Here is a 19,727-nt window from a genome sequence, read left to right as displayed (position 1 = left end):
ATCAGACCTTCGTGTTCTTGCGCAGGGCGTCCAGGCTCTTGCGGACCGGGGCGTACGACAGACCGAAGACGGCCCAGGCGCCCTTGCCGGGACGGTACTTGAGCGCCGCCAGCAGAAGGTGCTCGGTACCGAGGCCGCTGTCGCCGATCTCCCGCATCTCGGCGGCCGCGCCCTCCAGCAGGGCCGCGTGCTCCTGGCTCGGCAGGATGTCGTCCGCGGACGTCCGCGCCACCGGCGGAATCATCTGCCGGCTGCGGTTGACGGCGAATTCATGGAAAGCCGCGAGATCCACGCCGTTGGCCACCAGCAGAGCCGAGAACGTGGAATCGTCCTGCGCACTGAGAACGGTGAGCAGATGAATGGTGAATAATTCGGGACTGCGCTGAGCAGCGGCGAGTTCGCTCGCCGACCGCACCGCGGCGGCCATCCGGTCGGTGTACTGGACCTGCATGAGAAATTCCCTTCGCGGGCGAACTTCCGCCGTCGAATTCATGCGAACTCGACTGACTAAATAGCAACTTGACGATACATCGGCCAGGGATGGCAGTCTACATGGCATGACAACCCAAGAGGACGAGAGAGCAATAACTGTACTCGTGGGCCGGTTTTTCCGAGCCCTCAATGAACGCCGCTTCGAGGGGGATTGGGGCAGCGAATACTTCACCGACGACGTAAAGGCCGAGAGCCCGCACGGAACGGCCGTGGGCGCCGAGGCCGTTCGCCAGTCGCAGCAGGCCGTGGAGGACTGGGCGGCGATCCAGTACATGAACACGGACCTCCTCGTCGAGGGTGACGAGGCCGATCCGGACGCCGCCACGGCGTCCTGGAACTCCCTGATGACCCATATCCACCACGAGGCCACGCTCCAGAAGCTCGGCGAGGGTCTCGACCCGCTGTTCACCGTGGGCGGCGTCTGGGACGTGGACCTGCGCCGCACGGCCGACGGCTGGCGTTTCTCCCGGACCTCGGTCCGCCCGATATGGATGTCCGGGACCGCGCCGCAGCTCCCGGCGGCGGCCGAGTGATCCGGCGGAGGCCGGCGTTCCGCGACGGAACCCCGGCCTCCGCCCCGTCGGCCGATCAGATCCGGCCAATCGCGTCGGCTGCATCATCCGCCTCCCCCCGCCGGGACACCCGGGCGGCGCGCAGAGCCCGCAGGGACAGCGTCGCGAGGCCCACGGCCGACGAGATCAGGCCGCCGTAGACCAGAGCGGCGCGAGCGCCCTGGTGGGCGGCGACCCAGCCGGTCAGCAGCGCGCCGAACGGGGTCGAGCCCTGGACCAGCAGGGTGTAGAGCGCCAGGATCCGGCCCCGGTGGCCGGGGTCGGTCCCCAGCTGGACCCGGTGGTTGACGGCCTGGGTGAAGTAGAGGGCGGTCAGGCCGGTGACCGCCAGCAGCACCAGGGCGGTGCCCTGTCCCGGGGCCAGCCCCGCCAGCGCCTCCGCCGCCCCGAAGGCGAGGGCGGCACCGGCCACCAGCGTCTCCGACGGGCGGCCCACGCGTCCCGTGCCGATCAGGGCGCCGAGCAGCGATCCCACGGCGACGGCCGAGGTGAACAGTCCGAACGACCCGGCGTCGGCGTGGAACACGGTCTTGGCGAGCAGCGGCAGGGTGAGCTGGAAGTTCAGGCCGAAGACCCCGACCAGGGCGACCGCGGCCAGCGGCAGCAGCAGGTCGGGGCGGGCCGCCACGTACCGCAGGGCGTCGACGGTCCGTCCGTCCCGCGCGGGGCCGGCCCGCCGCAGCAGTTCGCCGGGGCGCATCAGCAGCAGCGCCGCCACCGTGGCCAAGTAGCTGGCCGCGTTGAGCAGGGAGACCGGTCCGACGCCGAGCCAGGTGATGGCCAGCCCGCCCAGCGCGGGCCCGAAGATGCGGGCCAGGTTGAAGTAGGCGGCGCTCAGTGCCGAGGCGTTGGGCAGCAGGTCGCCGCCGACCATCTCGTGCACGAAGGACATCCGGGCCGGCGTCTCGATCGCGTTGACCAGGCCGAGGCAGAAGGCCAGCGCGCACACGTGCCACACGCGTACGGCCCCCGTGAACACCAGGGGGGCCAGGATCAGGGACAGGGCGGCCGACACGAGGTTGGCCGCGAGCAGGATCACCCGCTTGTCGTGGCGGTCGGCGAGCCGGCCGCCGTAGAGGGAGAGGAACAGCATGGGCGCGAACTGAAGCGCCGTCACCAGGGCGAGGACGGTGGCCGAGTCGTCGGACAGGGAGAGCACCAGCCAGTCCTGGGTGACGAGCATCATCCAGGTGCCGATCACCGAGACGAGCTGGCCGACGAAGAACAGCCGGAAGTTGCGCACCGACAGGGATCGGCCGATGGCCCGGAACCGGGGCGCGGGCCCGGCGGCCGGCGCGGGCCGCGGGCGCGCCTCCTGGTTCACGCGCCCGCCTGTTCGCGGCACGCGAGCAGTTCCTCCAGGAAGCCCAGGACGCGCAGATGGTAGGAGCGGGCGGCCCAGCCGAGGCTGATGTTGTGGCCCGCGTCCGGCTGCCGGTCCACCGTGACCCGGGCCGACCGGAGATGCCCGGCGAGCTCCGTCAGGGTGTCGGTGTCGTGCAGCCACCAGTTCTCGTACTCCGCGAACGTGAACCGGACCGGGACCCGGATCCGGGCGGCCACGCCGGGGAAGAGCTCCGACCACTGCCGCAGCTCCCGCAGCTCCACCGGGGGCATGGGCGCCAGCAGGGGCCTGCTGTAGCGGAAGCTGTTCGGCGGGTAGAGCCGCAGCGGCCCCCAGTGCCACTTCCAGGACTCGCGGGCGAGGTCGCCCGGTGCTTCCCCGAGGTCCACGGCGTAGCGGTGGCCGCACCCGGACACGTCCACGCCGATGATCCGGTCGCACACGTCGTCGGCGGTGGCCGTCAGCGCCACCTTGCCGCCGAAGGAGTGCGCGACCAGCAGGAATCCGGCGCCCGTGGGAAAGCGCCGGGCGTAGTCGTCGAGCGCCGCGTGCAGGGTCGCCGACTGCTCGGCGAGGCTCTGCCCCTCGGGTACCTCCCGGGCCGACCGGCCGTAGCCGGGACGGTCCAGGCTCAGCACCGCGAACCCGAGGCTCGCCCCCAGCCCCAGCAGCGACACGCTCGGATGCGCCTGCCCGTCGAAGTACCCGGCCGTCATCCCGCCCCCGTGCACGGCGACCACGACCGCCCGGGGCGGCGGCCCGCCCGGCGCGATGTGCAGCCCCGACAGGGTGATGCCGCCCCCGTCCAGGGTGATGTCCGTGACCCCGGAGGTCCTGCTCGCGCGGGTGCGCTCCAGGGCCGGGGTCTGCTGCGTCGCCACCGTCGTCTCCTTCGTGTTCATGCCGTGTACGGGCGGCGCCCGCGTGCCTGCCGGAGGGCGACGGCCCACCACACCAGCTGGCCGAGCATGGTCTTCGCCGCCGCGTCGAGGCCCGGGACGTCCCGTGGGTTGCCGTCCTCGTCGAAGTGGCTGCGCGCGTCCGCGAAGCTGACGCCGTCCCGCAGGGTGGCGACATGGAGCTCGGCGAAGATCTGCCGCAGCTGCTCCACCGCCCGCAGCCCCCGGGAGCGGCCGCCGTACGAGACGAAGGAGACCGGCTTGCCGCGCCACTGCGTGGGATGCCAGTCGAGCACGCTCTTCAGGACGGCGGGGCAGCCGTGGTTGTACTCGGCGGTGACGACCACATAGGCGTCGGCCGCCTCGATGCGGGTCGCCACCTCGTCGAGCCGGTGCCGGGCGGCGGCGGCCCGGTCCGGGGAGACCACCACCGGCAGATCGGCCGCGACGGCGTCGATCACGTCGACGCTGAACCCGCCGTACTGCTCGGCCTGTCGGGTCAGCCAGCGGGCGACCACCGGACCCGAGCCGCTCTCCGGCGGACTGCTGGTGATCACTGCGAGGCGTACGGACTCTCCGGGCATGGCTGACCTCCCCTGGGGTCGGGACTCTCTGTGGCACGGTCTCTGGCACGGGCTGACAGGCAGGGCACGGGCGGCTCCCCCGGGGAGGCGCGCGGGGCGCCGCCGGCCACGAGGACGGTCCGCTCGCCGCGGCCGACGGCCTCGGGGCCGGTCCGGTCGCCGACCACCATCAGCAGTCCGACGGCCGCCGTCGCCGCCGCGGCCACCGCCAGGGCGACGCCGGCGGCGCCGTGGTGGAAGCCGTCGTCCAGGACGGCGACGCCGACCAGGGACGCGACGACGGGATTGGCGAGCGTGGTGGCCACCAGCGGCACGGTGAGGCCGGCCCCGCGGTACGAGGCCTGGGACGCGGCCACCCCGGCGAGGGCGAGCACCGCCATCAGGCACAGCCCCGCCGCCTCGGCGCCCGCGCCGAACACGCCCCAGCCCGCCACGACCGCCTTGACGTGGACCGAGGCCACCCCGAACGCCACTCCGGCCGCCACCCCGAGCACGGCTCCGCGCACCGCCGGCCACCGGGCCGCGGCCGCCGCACCGGCCAGCAGGGCCACCGCGCCGACGCCCAGGGCCGCGATCATCGCTTGCTGCCGGACGGACAGCAGCACCTGCGGCCCGGTGTCGACCAGCCCGGTCAGCACCGCGAGCCCGCCGGTGACCAGCCCGACCCCGGTCCACACGGCCCGCCCCGGCGCCGCCCGGCCCGGCGCGGCGAGGGGCAGGGCGAACACCAGGGTGAGCGCGCCCAGCGGCTGTACGAGGGTCAGCGGGCCCCAGCGCAGCGCGAGCGCGTGCAGCAGTCCGCCGCCACCGTTCAGGGTGAGCGCCGTCCACCAGAGGCCGGAGCTCAGGGTGGCCCGTACGGCCGACTGCCGGGCCGCGCCGGCGACCCGCTCCTGGAACAGCGCCCCCACGGCGTAGCAGGCCGCCGACACCAGACAGAGCAGGACCGACAGCGCCAAGGAACTCATCGTCCGCTCAGTCCTTGATCTCGCAGATCACGGCGCCGGACGTGAGGGAGGCGCCGACCTCGGCGGCGAGGCCCTTGACGGTGCCGGCCTTGTGCGCGTTGAGCGGCTGTTCCATCTTCATCGCCTCGAGTACGACGATCAGGTCGCCCTCCTCGACCTCCTGGCCCTCCTCGACGGCGACCTTGACGATCGTGCCCTGCATGGGCGAGGCGAGGGTGTCGCCGGAGGCGACCGGGCCGGACTTCTTGGCGGCGCGGCGCTTCGGCTTGGCGCCGGCGGCCAGACCGGTGCGGGCCAGGGTCATGCCCAGGGTGGAGGGCAGGGAGATCTCCAGCCGCTTGCCGCCGACCTCGACGACCACGGTGTCGCGGCCCGTCTCGTCGTCCGTCTCGGTGTCGACCGGCACCGTGAAGGGCTCGATCTCGTTGACGAACTCGGTCTCGATCCACCGGGTGTGGACCGCGAAGGGCTCGCCCGTGAAGGCGGGGTCCCTCACCACCGCGCGGTGGAAGGGGAGGGCGGTGGCCATGCCCTCGACCTGGAACTCGTCCAGCGCGCGGGCGGCCCGCTGCAGGGCCTCGGCGCGGGTGCGGCCGGTGACGATCAGCTTGGCCAGGAGGGAGTCCCAGGCGGGGCCGATGACCGAGCCGGACTCCACACCCGCGTCCAGACGGACACCGGGGCCCGAGGGCGGGTCGAAGCGGGTGACCGTGCCGGGGGCGGGCAGGAAGTTGCGGCCGGGGTCCTCGCCGTTGATCCGGAACTCGAAGGAGTGGCCGCGCAGGGCCGGGTCGTCGTAGCCGAGTGGTTCGCCGTCGGCGATCCGGAACATCTCCCGCACCAGGTCGATGCCCGCGACCTCCTCGGTCACCGGGTGCTCGACCTGCAGGCGGGTGTTGACCTCCAGGAAGGAGATCGTGCCGTCCTGCCCGACCAGGAACTCACACGTGCCCGCACCCTCGTACGCGGCCTCCTTCAGGATGGCCTTGGAGGCCCGGTACAGCTCGTCCACCTGCGCGTCGGACAGGAACGGCGCGGGCGCCTCCTCGACGAGCTTCTGGTGGCGGCGCTGCAGGGAGCAGTCGCGGGTGGAGACGACGACCACGTTGCCGTGCCTGTCGGCCAGGCACTGGGTCTCCACGTGCCGGGGGCGGTCCAGGTAGCGCTCGACGAAGCACTCGCCGCGCCCGAACGCGGCCACCGCCTCACGCACCGCCGACTCGTACAGCTCGGGGACCTCTTCGAGGGTGCGGGCGACCTTCAGGCCGCGTCCGCCACCGCCGAAGGCGGCCTTGATGGCGATCGGCAGACCGTGCTGCTCGGCGAACGCGACGACCTCGTCGGCGCCGGAGACCGGGTCGGGGGTACCGGCGACCAGCGGGGCACCGGCGCGCTGGGCGATGTGACGGGCCGCCACCTTGTCGCCGAGGTCGCGGATGGCCTGCGGCGGCGGGCCGATCCAGGTCAGGCCCGCGTCCAGGACGGCCTGGGCGAACTCGGCGTTCTCCGAGAGGAAGCCGTAGCCCGGGTGGACCGCGTCCGCCCCCGCCTCACGCGCCGCGTTCAGGACCTTGTCGATGTCCAGGTAACTGGTGGCCGGAGTGTCACCGCCCAGGGCGAACGCCTCATCCGCGGCGCGGACATGCAGAGCGTCACGGTCCGGATCCGCATAGACGGCCACGCTCGCGAGACCGGCGTCCCGGCAGGCCCGGGCCACGCGGACAGCGATCTCACCGCGGTTGGCGATGAGCACCTTGCGCACGATGATCCATCCTTTCCTTGTCGCAGCCCTGGTGGGGGCCGGTCGATGAGTGGTCAGCCCAGCCAGGGCCGGCGGGCGGTGTTCCGCAGGTGCGCCGAGCGCCAGCTCAGCGGGGTGCCCGCGGTGTGGCGGGTGCCCGACCTGCTCCAGCGCGGGGACGGTGTGCACGGCTCCTCGGCGCAGACCTGGTGGTGTGCGACGCGCTGCAGCAGTACGGCGGTGAGGGCGGCCAGTTCGGCCGGGTCGGCGGAGCCCTTCTCGACCCGGAACAGGGGTTCGGCGGAGAGGACGGGAGAGGTGACGGGGGCTGTGGTCATCGGAACACTCCTCATTGCGGCGGGTTGCCGTGCTTGCGGGAGGGCAGTTCGGCGTGCTTGGCCCGGAGCATCGCCAGGGACCTGATCAGCACCGCCCGGGTCTCGCGCGGGTCGATGACGTCGTCGATCAGGCCGCGTTCGGCGGCGTAGTAGGGGTGCATCAGCTCGGAGCGGTACTCCTCGATCTTTCGCCGCCGGACCGCGTCCGGGTCGTCGGAGGCGTTGATCTCCCGGCGGAAGATGACGTTGGCGGCGCCCTCCGCGCCCATGACCGCGATCTCGTTGGTGGGCCAGGCGAGGGCGAGGTCGGCGCCGATGGAGCGGGAGTCCATGACGATGTACGCGCCGCCGTACGCCTTGCGCGTGATCAGGGAGATGCGCGGGACGGTGGCGTTGCAGTACGCGTAGAGCAGCTTGGCGCCGCGCCGGATGATGCCGTTGTGCTCCTGGTCGACACCGGGCAGGAAGCCGGGGACGTCGACCAGGGTGACCAGGGGGATGTTGAAGGCGTCGCACAGCTGGACGAACCGGGCCGCCTTCTCCGAGGACTCGATGTCGAGCACCCCGGCGGTGGCGGCCGGCTGGTTGGCGACCAGGCCCACGACATGCCCGTCCAGCCGGGCGAAGGCGACCACGATGTTGGGGGCCCACAGGGCGTGCACCTCGAAGAAGTCGCCGTCGTCGACGATCTCCTCGATGACGGCCCGGACGTCGTAGGAGCGGTTGGCGTCGGCCGGGACCAGGTCCAGCAGGGCGTCCGTGGGGCGGTCGGCCGGGTCGTCGGTCGCGACGGCCGGCGCAGTCTCCCGGTTGTTGGAGGGGAGCAGTCCGAGCAGGAAGCGGACGTCCTCCAGGCAGCCCTCCTCGTCGTCGTAGGCGAAGTGCGCGACACCGCTGGTCGCGGCGTGCACATCGGCGCCGCCGAGGCCGTTCTGGGTGATCTCCTCGCCGGTCACGGCCTTCACCACGTCCGGTCCGGTGATGAACATCTGCGAGGTCTCGCGGACCATGAAGACGAAGTCGGTGAGGGCCGGCGAGTAGGCCGCGCCGCCCGCGCACGGGCCGAGCATCACGCTGATCTGCGGGATGACGCCGGAGGCGCGGGTGTTGCGCTGGAAGATGCCGCCGTAGCCGGCGAGTGCGGTGACGCCCTCCTGGATGCGGGCGCCGGCCCCGTCGTTGAGGCTCACCACGGGTGCGCCGGCCGACTCGGCCATGTCCATGATCTTGTGGATCTTCTGGGCGTGCGCCTCGCCGAGGGCTCCGCCGAAGATCCGGAAGTCGTGGGCGTAGACGAACACGGTCCGGCCGTCGACGGTGCCCCAGCCGGTGACCACCCCGTCCGTGTAGGGCTTCCTGGCCTCCAGGCCGAAGCCGGCCGCGCGGTGCCGGCGCAGCGGCTCGACCTCGTTGAACGAGTCCTTGTCCAGGAGCAGTTCGATGCGTTCCCGGGCGGTGAGTTTTCCCTTGCCGTGCTGGCGCTCGGTGGCCGCGGGGTCCGGTCCCGCGAGGACCGACTCCTTGATCGCGGCCAGTTCGTCCAGGCGGTCCTGGACGGTGTTCTCGCTGGCGGGCATGGCTTCCCCCTTCTCGGCGTGGCGTGGTGTGAGGTGCCGGTCAGACGGCGGTGACGGGGTCCCCGGCCCCGGCGAACAGCTCCAGGGCCGACGCGACATGGGCCGCGTCGTGCGTGGTGTGGGCGGGGACGTCGGGGGCGATCCGGCGGCAGAGTCCGGCGAGGACCTTGCCGGGGCCCACTTCGAGGATCCGGTCCGTGCCGGCGTCGGCGATGCGGGTCACCGACTCGGTCCAGCGCACCCGGCCGGTGAGCTGCCGCCGCAGGGCGTCGACGACCTCGTCGGCGCCGGTCAGCGGCGCGGCCGTGACCGCGGAGAGCACCGGGACGGCCGGGTCGCGGAACTCGGTGTCCAGCAGGGCGCGGGTGAACTCCTCCTCCACAGGCGCCATGAGGCTGCTGTGGAAGGGCGCGCCGACCTTCAGCGCGAGGGCGCGGGTGGCGCCCGCGGCCCGCGCGGCCGTGATCAGCTCGTCCACCGCCGCGGCCTGTCCCGAGACGACGGTCTGCGCGAACTCGTTGTCGTTGGCGACCTCGACGACCTGGCCGGTCAGCTCCTGGACGGCGGCGCAGAGGCCTTCCACGGTGCGCAGGTCCAGGCCCATCACCGCGGCCATCCGGCCGGGCACCCGCTCGTTGACGGCGGCCATCAGCCGGCCGCGCAGCCGGACCAGCCGCAGGGCGTCGCGCCAGTCCAGGGCGTCGGCGGCGACCAGCGCCGCGAACTCCCCCAGGCTGTGTCCGGCCACCAGGTCGGGGCGGACCCCGTGGCGGCGCAGTACGTCGAGGACGGCGACGCTGGTGAGCAGGATCGCGGGCTGGGTGATCGCGGTGTCGGCGAGCGCCTCGGCGGGGCCCTCCTGGCACAGTTCGGTGAGCGGGAGGCCGAGGAGTTCGTCGGCGGGCCGGTAGTAGGCGTCGAGCAGATGGGGCCAGGTCTCGACGAGGTCCCGGCCCATGCCGACGCGCTGGGAGCCCTGGCCGGGGAAGACGAAGGCGGTGGTGGTCATGTCGTTGTCTCCTTCACACGTACGGCCCTGGTCAGGTGCGCGATCTCGGCCAGCGCGGGGGCGGCGTCGCCCTCGTGGAGCCACTCGGCGGGCAGCGGCCGTATCCGCAGGGGCAGGGCCGGGGCGCCCGGGACGGCGACGGCCGCGTGGGCGGGGGCGCAGGCCAGGTCGAGGACCGTCCAGTGCGGGGGCCGGCGCCAGGGGCCGTGGCCCGGCGTGCCCAGGTAGTCGGCGTGCGCGGGGCGTTCCAGACCGGTGCCGATGCCCTTGAGGTAGGCCTCCTTGCGGGCCCACAGCTGTCCGAGGGCGGCGCTGCGCCGGTCCTGCGGCAGCGCTTCGAGTTCGGCGCGCTCGCCTGGGTGCAGCAGGCCCGCGCACACCTCCGTCGCCCGCTCGGTGGGCCGTCGCTGGATGTCGACCCCCACCGGAACCGGGGCCACCGCGACCAGGGCGCGGCCACCGCTGTGGGACAGCGAGAAGTGCGGCGCGGGTGCGGGGCCGGGCCGCACGGCAGGCCGCCCGTGCGGTGCCCCGCAGCCCGGGCAGAGTTCCCGGACGTACGCCACGTCCTCGGGCGCGAGGCCGAGCACGGCGGCGAGCAGCCGGCGCAGCGCGATGTGCGCGGCGGTGTACAACAGGCCGTCCCGCGGCCGCAGAAAGCCCGCGGCCCGGCTGCGCTCCCGCGCGTCGAGCTCGGCGACGGCAAGCCGACGCCCGCCACCGTGCGGGACCGGCGGCCGCACCAGCCAGAGGTCGACGGGGATCCGGTCGTCCTGCGCGGCGGACACCCGGTCGTCCCGCTCGGCGGACACCCGGACATCCTGCTCGACGGACACCCAGTCGTCCCGTTCCACAGTCACCCGGGCGTCCTGCGCCACTGACACCCGGGCGTCCAGCTCGGCAGGCACCTGGGTGTCCCCGTCGGCGGGCACCCGGGCGTCCAGTTCGGCGGAGACCCGGACGCCCCGGTCGACAGGGATCCGGTCGGCCCGCTCCACGGGGACCCGGACGCCCCGCCCCACGAACACCCGGGCGTCCAGCTCGGCGGAGACCCGGACGCCCCGCTCGGCGGGGATCTCGTCGGCCCGCTCGACGGGCACCCGAGTGTCCCGGTCCACGGGCACCGGGGCGTCCTGCTCGGCGGGCTGCCGGGCGGTCCCGGTGGCGGGCCGCGCGGAACGGGTCGACGGCGCCCTGTCCTCGCTGTGGTTCGTCATGGTGTGTCCGGTCGGGAGGTGCGGCGGGGCAGGAGGGCGGTGGCTGAGACGGCGAGTCCGGCGGTGCCGACGGCGGTGACGAGGAGGAGGGCCGGGTGGTAGGCGGCCAGGGCGTCGGCGGCGGAGGCTCCCGGTCCCGGGCGGTGGGCCGTCATCAGTGCGGCCACCAGGGCGGGCATCAGGACGGCGCCGAGCTGGACGGCCGTCTGGTAGACGCCGCTCGCGACGCCGGGTTCCGCCTCGGGGGCGGCGGCGAGGGCCTGGAGGTGCAGCGCGGCGAAGCAGAGGACGAAGGCCGCGCCGAGCAGGAGAAGGGTGGGCAGGACGTCGGTGGCGTAGCGGGTGGGGACCGACGTACGGAGGTAGAGGGCGTAGCCGAGCGGCGGTGCCAGATAGCCGACGCCGATCAGGCGGGCCGCGCCGAACCGCTGCACCATCCGCCCGGAGTACGCGGCGGAGAGCGCCAGTGGCAGCGCGGCGGGCAGCAGGGCCAGTCCGGTCCTCGCCGGTGACCAGCCCAGGACCGTCTGGAGGTGGAAGGTGACGACGAACAGCAGGCCCAGATACGACCCGTTGAGCGCGGCGGCGCCGAACGCGGAGCGCCGCAGGGCGGGCCGGGCGAGCACCCGGGGCGGCAGCAGCGGGTGCTCGGCCCGCCGTTCCCTGGCCACGACCAGCGCGGTCAGGGCGGCGGCGAGTCCGAACGCGGCGAGGGTCCCGGGCGCGGCCCAGCCGTGCCGGGGCACGTTCCCGATGCCGTACACCAGGGCCGGGAGCGCGGCGGCCAGGCCGAGCGCGGTGGGCAGTTCGTAGGGCCGGCCGCCGTCCGCCCGGGTCCTGCCGCGCTGTTCGGGTACGAGCCGCAGCCCGGCCAGCAGCAGCACCGCGGCGACCGGGGCGGGGAAGGCGAACGTCCAGCGCCAGCTGGCCTCGGTCAGCAGCCCGGAGAGCACCAGGCCCAGGGAGAAGCCGCTCGCCCCGAAGAGGCTGTACACGGAGACGGCGCGGTTGCGGGCGGGGCCCTCCGGAAAGGTGCTGGTGATGATCGCCAGTCCGGTGGGGGCGGTGAGCGCGGCGCACACGCCCTTGACGATCCGGGTGGCGACCAGCAGCCCCATGGTGTCGGCCAGCGCCCCGGCCAGGGAGGCGGCGGCGAAGACGGAGACGGCGGCGAGGTACACCCGGCGCCGTCCGAGCCGGTCCACCAGCCGGGTGCCGAACAGCAGGGCCGCCGCGAAGCCGGTGGCGAAGCCGGTCATGACCCATTGCAGCGTGACCGGGTCGGCCCCCAGGTCCTTGCCGACGGAGGGCAGGGCGACCACGCTCACCGACACCTCCAGGGCGTCGATGAGCATGTTGCCGGCCAGCACCGTCAGCAGCGCCCACTGGCGCGGGCTCCACCGGCCGGCCGCCGTGCCGTCCGCGCCGGGCTGTTCGGCGACCGGTGTCGTGGTCGTCGGTCTCATCGTCCTGCCCCCGTCCTGTCCCGTGCCGCTGTCTCGTCCTGTCCGTCTCCGTCGTGGGGTCAGCCGACGAGGGTTCCGCCGCTGGCGTCGACGAAGGAGCCGGTGATCCAGCGGGCCTCGTCGGAGGCGAGCAGGGCGACGACGTCGCCGACGTCGCGGGGGTCGCCGACCCGGTTGAAGACCGACAGCTGTGCCATCTGCTCGACGGCCTCGGGGATGTCGAAGACCGGGTTGTCGTTGCGGGTGATGCCCGGGGCGACGCTGTTGATCGTGATGCCGCGCGGGCCGAGGTGCTTGGCGAAGTGCAGGGCGAGCATCTCGACGGCGCCCTTGCTCATCGCGTAGGCGATCTCCTGGGGGTTGGCGGTCTTGGTGAGGCCCGTGGAGATGTTGATGATGCGACCGCCGTCGGGCATGATCGTCAGCGCCCGCTGGATGATGAAGAACGGCGCCTTGGCGTTGACCGCGACGATCCGGTCGAACAGCTCGGGGGTGGTGTCCTCCGGCGCCACACCGCCCATCACACCGGCGTTGTTGACGAGGATGTTCAGGTCGGTGGTGCCGGTGCGCTCCTTGAGTCCCTGCTCCACGCCGAGGAACAGCTCGTGGACGTCGCCGGGGACACCGAGTTCGGCCTGGACGGCGAAGGCCCGGCCGCCCTCCTTCTCGATGGTGCGGACGACGTCGTCGGCCGCCTCCTGGTTGCTGGTGTAGTGGACGGCGACGAGTGCTCCCTCGCCGGCCAGGCGCAGGGCCGTCGCCCGGCCTATGCCTCGGCTCGATCCCGTGACCAGTGCTGTCTTGCCGGTGAGCGTTCCCATCGTGGCCTTCCTCAGGTTGCCGTGGCCGGCCGCTGGGGCGGATGCCCGGGCCGGTGTGTCGGATGCGGTGGTGCGTGGGCCGGGCGCGGGGGCGCCGGGCGGGGTGCCGAACCAGCGGTGCAGGGCCGCCGGGAGGCCGGTGGTGGTGCCGGGCGTCGCCGCCCAGGCGGTGTAGCCGTCCGGGCGGAGCAGGACGGCGGCGGTGTCCGTGAGGTCCGCGCCGTCCGCGCTGCCCGTCGTGTTCGCGCCGTCCCGGAGGCGGGCCGTCACGAGGGACACCCGCCCGGCCCAGGGCCGCAGCGCGGCGGACCACTCCGCGCCGCGCCCGGCGTCCCCGGAGAGGTCGAGCAGCACGCCCCGGCCCGCCCGCAGCAGCGCGGCCGGTGTGGCCTCGCCCTCCGGGGTGGTCAGGGAGAGCGGGGGGAAGCGCCTGCCGAGCAGCGGATGCCCGTCGCCCGCGGAGTCGTACGTGATGTCGAGGCCCGCGATCATGGCGGCGAGGTGGGCGCGGGCGGGCGGCAGCGCGGCCAGTTCCGCGAACACCTCGCGGACGGCCTCCACTTCCTCGCCGCCGAGCAGCAGCCGGGCCTGGGTCCTGATGTTGCCCAGGACCCGGCGGCCGACCGGATGGCGTTCGCCGTGGTAGGAGTCGAGCAGTTCCTCGCCGGCCCGGCCGGTCACCCGGGCGGCCAGCTTCCAGCCCAGGTTGACCGCGTCCTGGAGGGCGAGGTTGAGGGCCTGGCCGCCGATCGGCATCTGCCGGTGGGCGGCGTCCCCGGCCAGCAGGACGCGCCCCCTGCGGTACTCGGTGACCTGCCGGGAGGCGTCGCCGAAGGAGTTGACCCACAGCGGGGTGCCGTGACCGATCTCCTCGCCGGTGACCCGGCGCCAGACGTCGGCGATCTCCGTGAAGGCGGGGTCGGTGGTGCGGGGCCGGGCGGGGCTGCCGAAGGCGTGCACCATGACCCGGGTGACGCCGTCGGGGCGGCGGGCCGCGATCGCCAGTCCCCGCTCCAGCCGCTGGAAGCGCCGGTTGGGGATGTCGATGCCGGCGACGTCGGCCCGCAGCAGTTCCCGCTCGGCGTCCGCGCCGGCGAAGTCGAAGCCCGCCAGCCGTCGTACGGCGCTCTGCTCGCCGTCGCATCCGACGACGTACTCCGCCCGGACCGTCACCGGACCGTCGGGGCCGGTCAGTTCGGCCAGGACGTGGTCGGAGACGGCGGTCAGCGCGCGTAGTTCGTGGCCGCGCAGCAGTTGCGCGCCCTGTCCGGTGCTCCACTCCTGCAGCACCCGCTCGACGTCCGCCTGGAGGATCTTCCACTGCCCGGGGTGGCTGCTGGGCAGGGTCAGGTCGAGCGGGATGCCGCCGAAGTGCCCGGCCGGCTCGTTCGGCGGGGTGCCGAACCGCTCCAGCAGGCCCCGGGCGTCGAGGGTCTCCATGGTCCGGGCGTGCAGGGTCGAGGCCCGGGACTCGGTGGTGGGGGTGGTCAGCCGCTCGGCGACCAGCACCTCGGCGCCGCCGAGCCGCAGTTCCCCGGCGAGCATCAGCCCCGCGGGGCCCGCCCCGACCACGAGTACCTGGGTGCGCAGGGTGCCGGACATGGTCAGCGCGCCTCGGCGTGGGCCTTGGCGTGCCCCAGCGTGGCGCGGCTGTTGGTGCTCAGCGCGGTGTGGACGTACTCCCGGGCCTCGGCGACACCGGCGTCCGGGCCGAGGATCCGGCTGATGTTCGCGGTGTTGAGGACCACGGTGTGCTGGGAGGAGGCCGTCGTGCCGTCCGCGTCCTGGGTGAAGGTCCAGTAGCCGGTGTGCAGGGTCATCAGGGCGGGCAGGGTCACCTGCTTGTAGGCGATCTTCCGGCCCTCGAAGCACACCCGGTAGGACTTGGTCAGGTGGGTGGAGCCGTCCTTGGCGCGGGTCTCCATCTCCAGGGTCTGCAGCCCGGGCACGTCCTCGTCGAGCCGGACGGAGGCGACGTGCGGCAGGCGCTCCTGCCACAGGTGCGCCTCGTTGATGAAGTCGTAGGCGTCCTTGGCGGAGCCGGCGATGCGCACGGAGTCCTCGAAGGAGAAGGTCACCTCCTCGGCGGCGTGGGCGAGTTCGACGTTGGTCTTCAGGGCCGCGAGTTCGGAGCGCGAGTTGCGGTCGACCGCCTCGTCGATCCAGCGCAGGCCGTCCGGGTCGTCGTCGACGGCACGGTAGTCGTGCAGCAGCCGGATCCTTGAGGTGCCCTCGTCGAGCGGCTCGATGATCCAGGTGCCGCCCATGGCGGCGACCGGCGGGGTGGAGACCTCCTGGCGGAACTCGATGCGCAGCCGGCCGGGGTCCAGGACGCGGCGGGAGGTCCAGTTCTTGGCCTCGCCGTTGGCCGTGGCCCAGATCCGGATGCGTTCGGTGTCCCCGGCGCGCTCCAGGTGGTCCACGTAGATGGTCGGCGGGAAGATCCGCGGCCAGTTCTCGACCTCGGCGATCAGACGGTAGACGGCGGCGGCCGGAGCCGAGACCGTGATCTCGTGCTCCACCTCGCGCAGGCCGGGCTGCGGCATGGTCAGGCTCCTTGGGGTGAGTGCGGGGTCGTGGGGCGGGGCGGGGCGCTCAGAAGTTGCCCAGGCCACCGCAGACGTTGAGCGCCTGGGAGGTGATGGAGGCGGCGGTGTCGGAGGCCAGGTAGCCGACCAGACCGGCGACCTCGTCCGCGGTGGAGTAGCGGCCCAGCGGGATCTTTGCCTGGAACTTCTCCAGGATCGCGTCCTCGGTGACCTCGTAGGCGGCGGCGTAGCCCGCGCGCACCCGCTGCGCCATCGGCGTCTCGACGTAGCCCGGGCAGACCGCGTTGACGGTGATCCCGGTGGGGGCCAGCTCGTTGCCGAGGGCCTTGGTGAAGCCGACCACGCCGTGCTTGGACGCGGAGTACGGGGCCCCGAGGACGACGCCCTGCTTGCCCGCGGTGGACGCGATGTTGATGATGCGGCCCCAGTCCTTGTGGCGCAGTCCGCCGGTGTTGAGGACCGCGTGGGTGAGGCGGAAGACGCTGTTGAGGTTGGTGTCGATGACGTCGTCCCACAGTTCCTCGGCGATGTCGGCCGTGACACCGCCGCCGCTGCGGCCCGCGTTGTTGACCAGGATGTCGACGGTGCCGAAGCGGTCGACGGCGGCCTGGACGAAGGCGTGCGCCGATTCGGTGGAGCGCACGTCGAGGGTGGCGCCGTCGGCGTCGATGCCCTCGCTCTGCAGCTGCTTCACCGTCTCCGTCACGTTCTCGGCGTTGCGGGCTCCGATGAACACCCGGTGTCCCGCGGCGCCGAGGATGCGGGCGGCGGCGAGACCGATTCCGCTGGTGGCGCCGGTGATCAGGGCGACCCGGCCGTTCTGCTCTGTCATGTGCTTCTCCTTGCGCGGGAAGGGTCGAGGCGGCCCGGGGCGGGCGGGGCCTGGGGTGGGAGCGGGCCGGTCCGTCGGGGGACGTCCGGTCCGGCCCGCTCGGTCGGCCTGATCGGAGGAGATCAGGCCGGGTCGGGGGTCAGGCGGCGACGTCGGCCGAGAGGAGCTCGTTCACGGCGGCGACGAGGGCCCGCGGGGTGGTGATGTCGGAGAGGTTGACGTCGTCGAGGCTGATGCCGAACTCGCGCTCGATACGGCCGCCGGTCTCCAGGAGCGCGAGGGACTCGTAGCCCAGCTCCTCGAACTCGCTGTCCTCGATGTCGCCGTAGAGGTCGACGCCCTCTTCGCTGCCCGCGCTCTCCAGCAGGATGCGGCGCAGGTCGTCGAGGGTGAAGGTGCGTTCGGGCATGGCGGTTTCCTCCGTGTGCCGGTGTGGGTGGGGTGGGGGGTGCGGTGGGATCGCGCGGGCGGCGGGTCAGTCCGCGGCGCGTACGACCACCGCGGAGTTGAAGCCGCCGTAGCCGCGGGCGACCACCAGGGCGGTCCGGACGGCGGCGGTGCGCGGGGCTCCGGTGACCAGGTCGAGCCGGTACTCCTCGGCGGGCCGCGCGTTGGTGGTGGGCGGGACGACCCCGTCCTGGATCGCGAGCAGCGCGGCCGCAACGTCCAGGGGTGCGGCGCCCGAGTAGAGGCGGCCGGTCATCGTCTTGGGTGCCGTCACGGCCACTCCACGCGGTCCGAAGACCTCGGTGAGGGCGTCGGCCTCGACGCGGTCCAGTGCGGGCACGCCCGCCGCGTCGGCGAAGACCACGTCGATGTCGCCGGGTTCGGCGCCGGCGTCGTCGAGGGCGGCGCGGATCGCCTGGCGCAGGCCGGGCGGGCGGCCGCTGTCGGGCCGGGGGTCGAAGGTGGCCCCGTAGCCGGCGATCTCGCCGTAGATCCGGGCGCCCCGGGCACGGGCCGTCGCGCCGTCCTCCAGGACGAGGATGGCGCCGCCCTCGCCCGGTACGTGCCCGGTGGCGAGCGCGTCGAAGGGCACGTACGCCCGGTCCGGGTCGTCCTGCCGGCTCAGCCGTTCGGCGGCAAGCTGGGCGACCCAGCCCCAGGGGCAGATCGAGGCGTCGATCGCGCCGGAGACGATGAGACGGGTGCCCTTGCGGATCTGCCGGCGCGCCTGGGCCAGGGCGTCGAGACCGCCCGCCTGGTCGCTGACCACGACACCGCTGGGGCCCTTCATGCCGTTGCGGATCGAGATCTGGCCGGTGTTGACGGCGTAGAACCAGGCGAACGACTGGTAGGCGCTGACGTACTGGCCGCCCTTGCTCCAGAGCTTCTGCAGCTCGTTCTGCCCGAACTCGAAGCCGCCGGAGGAACTGGCGGTGATCACGCCCATGTCGTAGGCGTTGAGTTCGCTGGGGGTGACCTCGGCGTCCTCCAGCGCCCAGTCGGCGGCGACCAGCGCGAGCCGGGTCATCCGGTCGGTCTGCGGCAGCAGCCGGCCGGGCAGGTGGTCCTCGGCCACGAAGCCGGGCACCTCGCCGGCCAGCCGCGCCGGGTACTGGTCCGGGACGAACCGGGTGACCGGTCCGATGCCGCTCTCGCCCCTGAGCGTGGCCGCCCAGAAGTCCTTGGTGCCGAGGCCGTTGGGAGCGGCGATGCCGAGGCCCGTGACCACTACCGGGGTCGTCATGCGATGCTCCTGTCGGGCCGGGCCAGCACCATGGCGCTCTGGAAGCCGCCGAAGCCGCTGCCGACGGTCAGGACGGTGTCGGTGCGCCACTCCCGCGCCGTGATCGGCACGTAGTCGAGGTCGCACTCGGGGTCCGGGGTGTGCAGGTTGGCCGTGGGGGGAACGACGTTGTTCTCCATGGCCAGCGCGGAGGCCGCGATCTCGATGGAGCCGATCGCGCCGAGCGAGTGGCCCACCATCGACTTGATCGAGCTGACCGGCGTCCGGTAGGCGTGCTCGCCGAGGCTGCGCTTGAACGCGGCGGTCTCGTGGCGGTCGTTCTGCTTGGTGCCGGAGCCGTGCGCGTTGATGTAGTCGATCGCCGTCGGGGCGATCCGGGCCTCGTCGAGGGCGACGCCGATGGCCTCCGCCATCTCGGCGCCGTCCGGCCGCAGTCCCGTCATGTGGAAGGCGTTGCAGCGGGAGGCGTAGCCGGCGATCTCCGCGTAGATGTGGGCTCCGCGGCGCCGGGCGCTCTCCAGCTCCTCCAGGACGAACACCGCCGAACCCTCGCCGAGGACGAAGCCGTTGCGGGTGCCGTCGAAGGGGCGGGAGGCGTGCTCGGGGTCGTCGTTGCGCGGGGTGGTCGCCTTGATCGCGTCGAAGCAGGCGACGGTGATCGGCGAGATCGGCGCGTCCGAGCTGCCCGCGATCATGACGTCCGCGGTGCCCTCCCGGATGATGTCCACGGCGTGCCCGACCGAGTCGAGACCGGAGGTGCAGCCGGTGGAGACGACGGTCGAGGGGCCCTCGGCACCTACCGCCCAGGCGACCTCGGCCGCGAAGGAGCTCGGCACGAAGTGGTTGTAGAGGTGCGGCACCGCGTAGCGGTGGTCGACCAGGTCGAGCCGGCCGCCGTCGCTGACGACCCGGTACTCCTGGTCCAGGCCGGTGGTGGCGCCGACCGCGCTGCCGATGGTCACGCCGGTGCGGTGCGGGTCGAGTTCCGCCAGGGCGATGCCGCTGTCGGCGACGGCCTCCCGGGTCGCCACCACGGCGAGCTGGGCGGCCCGGTCCATCCGGCGGATCTCCTGCGGGCTCAGCCCGTGTTCCTCGGGGTCGAAGTCGATCTCCGCGGCCACCCGGGACCGGAAGGGAGCGGGGTCGAAGAAGGTGATGCCCCGCGTCGAGGTCCGCCCCTCGCTCAGCAGATTCCAGAAATTCTTCGCGCCTATACCGCCCGGAGCGAGCACTCCGATTCCGGTGATGGCGACACGGCGACCGGTCACGAGGAGGCTTCCCAGTGGTAGAACGACTTGGCCATGGCATCGGCGGGAGAACGCCAGGTGGCGGGGTCGTAGGCCTGAATGTACGGCTTGAGGTCCTCGCTGATCTTCACGAAGCGGGGATCCGTCTTGGCCTCTTCGATGATCTCTCCGCCGTTGTCGGTGTCGAATTCCTGGAGATGGAAGTAGAGACCCTTGTAGAGAAAGAGCTGGCGGCGCCGGGTGCCCATGATGTGCGGCATTTCGGTGCCGTCGAACTCCTTGAAGAGCCGGGCCACGTCATAACGTGCGCCGGGTTCCATCCGGGCGACGATCAGCGTGCTGTGCATGTTTTTCTTCTTCTCCTTCGCTGCGAATGCGCT

The 19,727-nt window shown here is 73.1% G+C and carries 19 protein-coding genes; 1 reads left to right on the top strand and 18 read right to left on the bottom strand.

Features of this window, described 5'->3' with window-relative positions; all coding sequences use genetic code 11:
* Nucleotide 1 precedes the first annotated feature (1 nt).
* Nucleotides 2-451 (bottom strand): Clp protease N-terminal domain-containing protein, encoded by a 450-nt coding sequence (locus tag ACFZDK_RS07200; protein ID WP_390970603.1) that lies wholly within the window; start codon nucleotides 449-451, stop codon nucleotides 2-4.
* A 106-nt stretch (nucleotides 452-557) separates the two neighbouring features.
* On the opposite strand from ACFZDK_RS07200, the gene ACFZDK_RS07195 reads away from it, so the two are divergent.
* Nucleotides 558-1,025, top strand: a complete 468-nt coding sequence (locus tag ACFZDK_RS07195; RefSeq protein ID WP_390970601.1) for a nuclear transport factor 2 family protein — start codon at nucleotides 558-560, stop codon at nucleotides 1,023-1,025.
* 55 nt (nucleotides 1,026-1,080) lie between these two features.
* Here the strand turns inward: ACFZDK_RS07195 and ACFZDK_RS07190 are convergent, their stop codons facing one another.
* The 17 genes from ACFZDK_RS07190 to ACFZDK_RS07110 form a co-directional block, all read right to left on the bottom strand.
* Nucleotides 1,081-2,388: an MFS transporter gene (locus tag ACFZDK_RS07190; RefSeq protein ID WP_390970599.1), complete on the bottom strand. Its 1,308-nt coding sequence runs from the start codon at nucleotides 2,386-2,388 to the stop codon at nucleotides 1,081-1,083.
* Nucleotides 2,385-3,290: an alpha/beta fold hydrolase gene (locus ACFZDK_RS07185; RefSeq protein WP_390970597.1), complete on the bottom strand. Its 906-nt coding sequence runs from the start codon at nucleotides 3,288-3,290 to the stop codon at nucleotides 2,385-2,387. The genes ACFZDK_RS07190 and ACFZDK_RS07185 overlap by 4 nt, the downstream gene beginning before the upstream one ends.
* Nucleotides 3,291-3,307: 17 nt before the next feature.
* Nucleotides 3,308-3,892 (bottom strand): NAD(P)H-dependent oxidoreductase, encoded by a 585-nt coding sequence (locus ACFZDK_RS07180; protein ID WP_355729664.1) that lies wholly within the window; start codon nucleotides 3,890-3,892, stop codon nucleotides 3,308-3,310.
* The gene (locus ACFZDK_RS07175; protein WP_390970596.1) at nucleotides 3,862-4,860 is read right to left on the bottom strand and encodes a DMT family transporter; all 999 of its coding nucleotides are present in this window, start codon (nucleotides 4,858-4,860) and stop codon (nucleotides 3,862-3,864) included. The genes ACFZDK_RS07180 and ACFZDK_RS07175 overlap by 31 nt, the downstream gene beginning before the upstream one ends.
* A gap of 7 nt (nucleotides 4,861-4,867) precedes the next feature.
* A complete protein-coding gene (locus tag ACFZDK_RS07170; protein WP_390970595.1) occupies nucleotides 4,868-6,622 on the bottom strand; it encodes a biotin carboxylase N-terminal domain-containing protein in 1,755 nt (584 codons plus the stop codon).
* Nucleotides 6,623-6,675: 53 nt separating this feature from the next.
* Nucleotides 6,676-6,939: an acyl-CoA carboxylase epsilon subunit gene (locus ACFZDK_RS07165; protein ID WP_390970593.1), complete on the bottom strand. Its 264-nt coding sequence runs from the start codon at nucleotides 6,937-6,939 to the stop codon at nucleotides 6,676-6,678.
* Between the two features lie 11 nt (nucleotides 6,940-6,950).
* Nucleotides 6,951-8,516: a carboxyl transferase domain-containing protein gene (locus ACFZDK_RS07160; RefSeq protein ID WP_390970591.1), complete on the bottom strand. Its 1,566-nt coding sequence runs from the start codon at nucleotides 8,514-8,516 to the stop codon at nucleotides 6,951-6,953.
* A 40-nt stretch (nucleotides 8,517-8,556) separates the two neighbouring features.
* Nucleotides 8,557-9,525: an ACP S-malonyltransferase gene (gene fabD / locus ACFZDK_RS07155; protein WP_390970589.1), complete on the bottom strand. Its 969-nt coding sequence runs from the start codon at nucleotides 9,523-9,525 to the stop codon at nucleotides 8,557-8,559.
* Nucleotides 9,522-10,742, bottom strand: a complete 1,221-nt coding sequence (locus tag ACFZDK_RS07150) for a 4'-phosphopantetheinyl transferase superfamily protein (protein ID WP_390970587.1) — start codon at nucleotides 10,740-10,742, stop codon at nucleotides 9,522-9,524. The genes fabD and ACFZDK_RS07150 overlap by 4 nt, the downstream gene beginning before the upstream one ends.
* Nucleotides 10,739-12,208, bottom strand: coding sequence for an MFS transporter (locus ACFZDK_RS07145; protein ID WP_390970585.1), 1,470 nt, complete (start codon nucleotides 12,206-12,208; stop codon nucleotides 10,739-10,741). Before ACFZDK_RS07145 ends, ACFZDK_RS07150 begins: the two co-directional genes overlap by 4 nt.
* A 59-nt stretch (nucleotides 12,209-12,267) precedes the next feature.
* Nucleotides 12,268-14,631 (bottom strand): SDR family oxidoreductase, encoded by a 2,364-nt coding sequence (locus ACFZDK_RS07140; protein WP_390970583.1) that lies wholly within the window; start codon nucleotides 14,629-14,631, stop codon nucleotides 12,268-12,270.
* 2 nt (nucleotides 14,632-14,633) lie between these two features.
* Nucleotides 14,634-15,575 carry an SRPBCC family protein gene (locus tag ACFZDK_RS07135; RefSeq protein WP_390970581.1) on the bottom strand — a complete coding sequence of 314 codons (942 nt, stop codon included), beginning with the start codon at nucleotides 15,573-15,575 and terminating at the stop codon, nucleotides 14,634-14,636.
* Between the two features lie 49 nt (nucleotides 15,576-15,624).
* On the bottom strand, nucleotides 15,625-16,410 hold the full coding sequence (locus tag ACFZDK_RS07130) for an SDR family NAD(P)-dependent oxidoreductase (protein ID WP_355712811.1): 786 nt from the start codon (nucleotides 16,408-16,410) through the stop codon (nucleotides 15,625-15,627).
* 139 nt (nucleotides 16,411-16,549) lie between these two features.
* Nucleotides 16,550-16,819, bottom strand: a complete 270-nt coding sequence (locus ACFZDK_RS07125) for a phosphopantetheine-binding protein (protein WP_390970579.1) — start codon at nucleotides 16,817-16,819, stop codon at nucleotides 16,550-16,552.
* 66 nt (nucleotides 16,820-16,885) lie between these two features.
* The gene (locus ACFZDK_RS07120; protein ID WP_390970577.1) at nucleotides 16,886-18,100 is read right to left on the bottom strand and encodes a beta-ketoacyl synthase N-terminal-like domain-containing protein; all 1,215 of its coding nucleotides are present in this window, start codon (nucleotides 18,098-18,100) and stop codon (nucleotides 16,886-16,888) included.
* Nucleotides 18,097-19,368 (bottom strand): beta-ketoacyl-ACP synthase II, encoded by a 1,272-nt coding sequence (locus tag ACFZDK_RS07115; RefSeq protein WP_390970575.1) that lies wholly within the window; start codon nucleotides 19,366-19,368, stop codon nucleotides 18,097-18,099. Before ACFZDK_RS07115 ends, ACFZDK_RS07120 begins: the two co-directional genes overlap by 4 nt.
* Nucleotides 19,365-19,694 (bottom strand): TcmI family type II polyketide cyclase, encoded by a 330-nt coding sequence (locus ACFZDK_RS07110; protein ID WP_355712822.1) that lies wholly within the window; start codon nucleotides 19,692-19,694, stop codon nucleotides 19,365-19,367. Before ACFZDK_RS07110 ends, ACFZDK_RS07115 begins: the two co-directional genes overlap by 4 nt.
* Nucleotides 19,695-19,727: the final 33 nt, after the last annotated feature.

The sequence above is a fragment of the Streptomyces sp. NPDC007901 genome (assembly GCF_042959465.1).
Lineage (GTDB): Bacteria > Actinomycetota > Actinomycetes > Streptomycetales > Streptomycetaceae > Streptomyces.
Note: the sequence above shows the minus strand (reverse complement) of the source record. Positions and strands in the feature narration are given on the sequence as shown.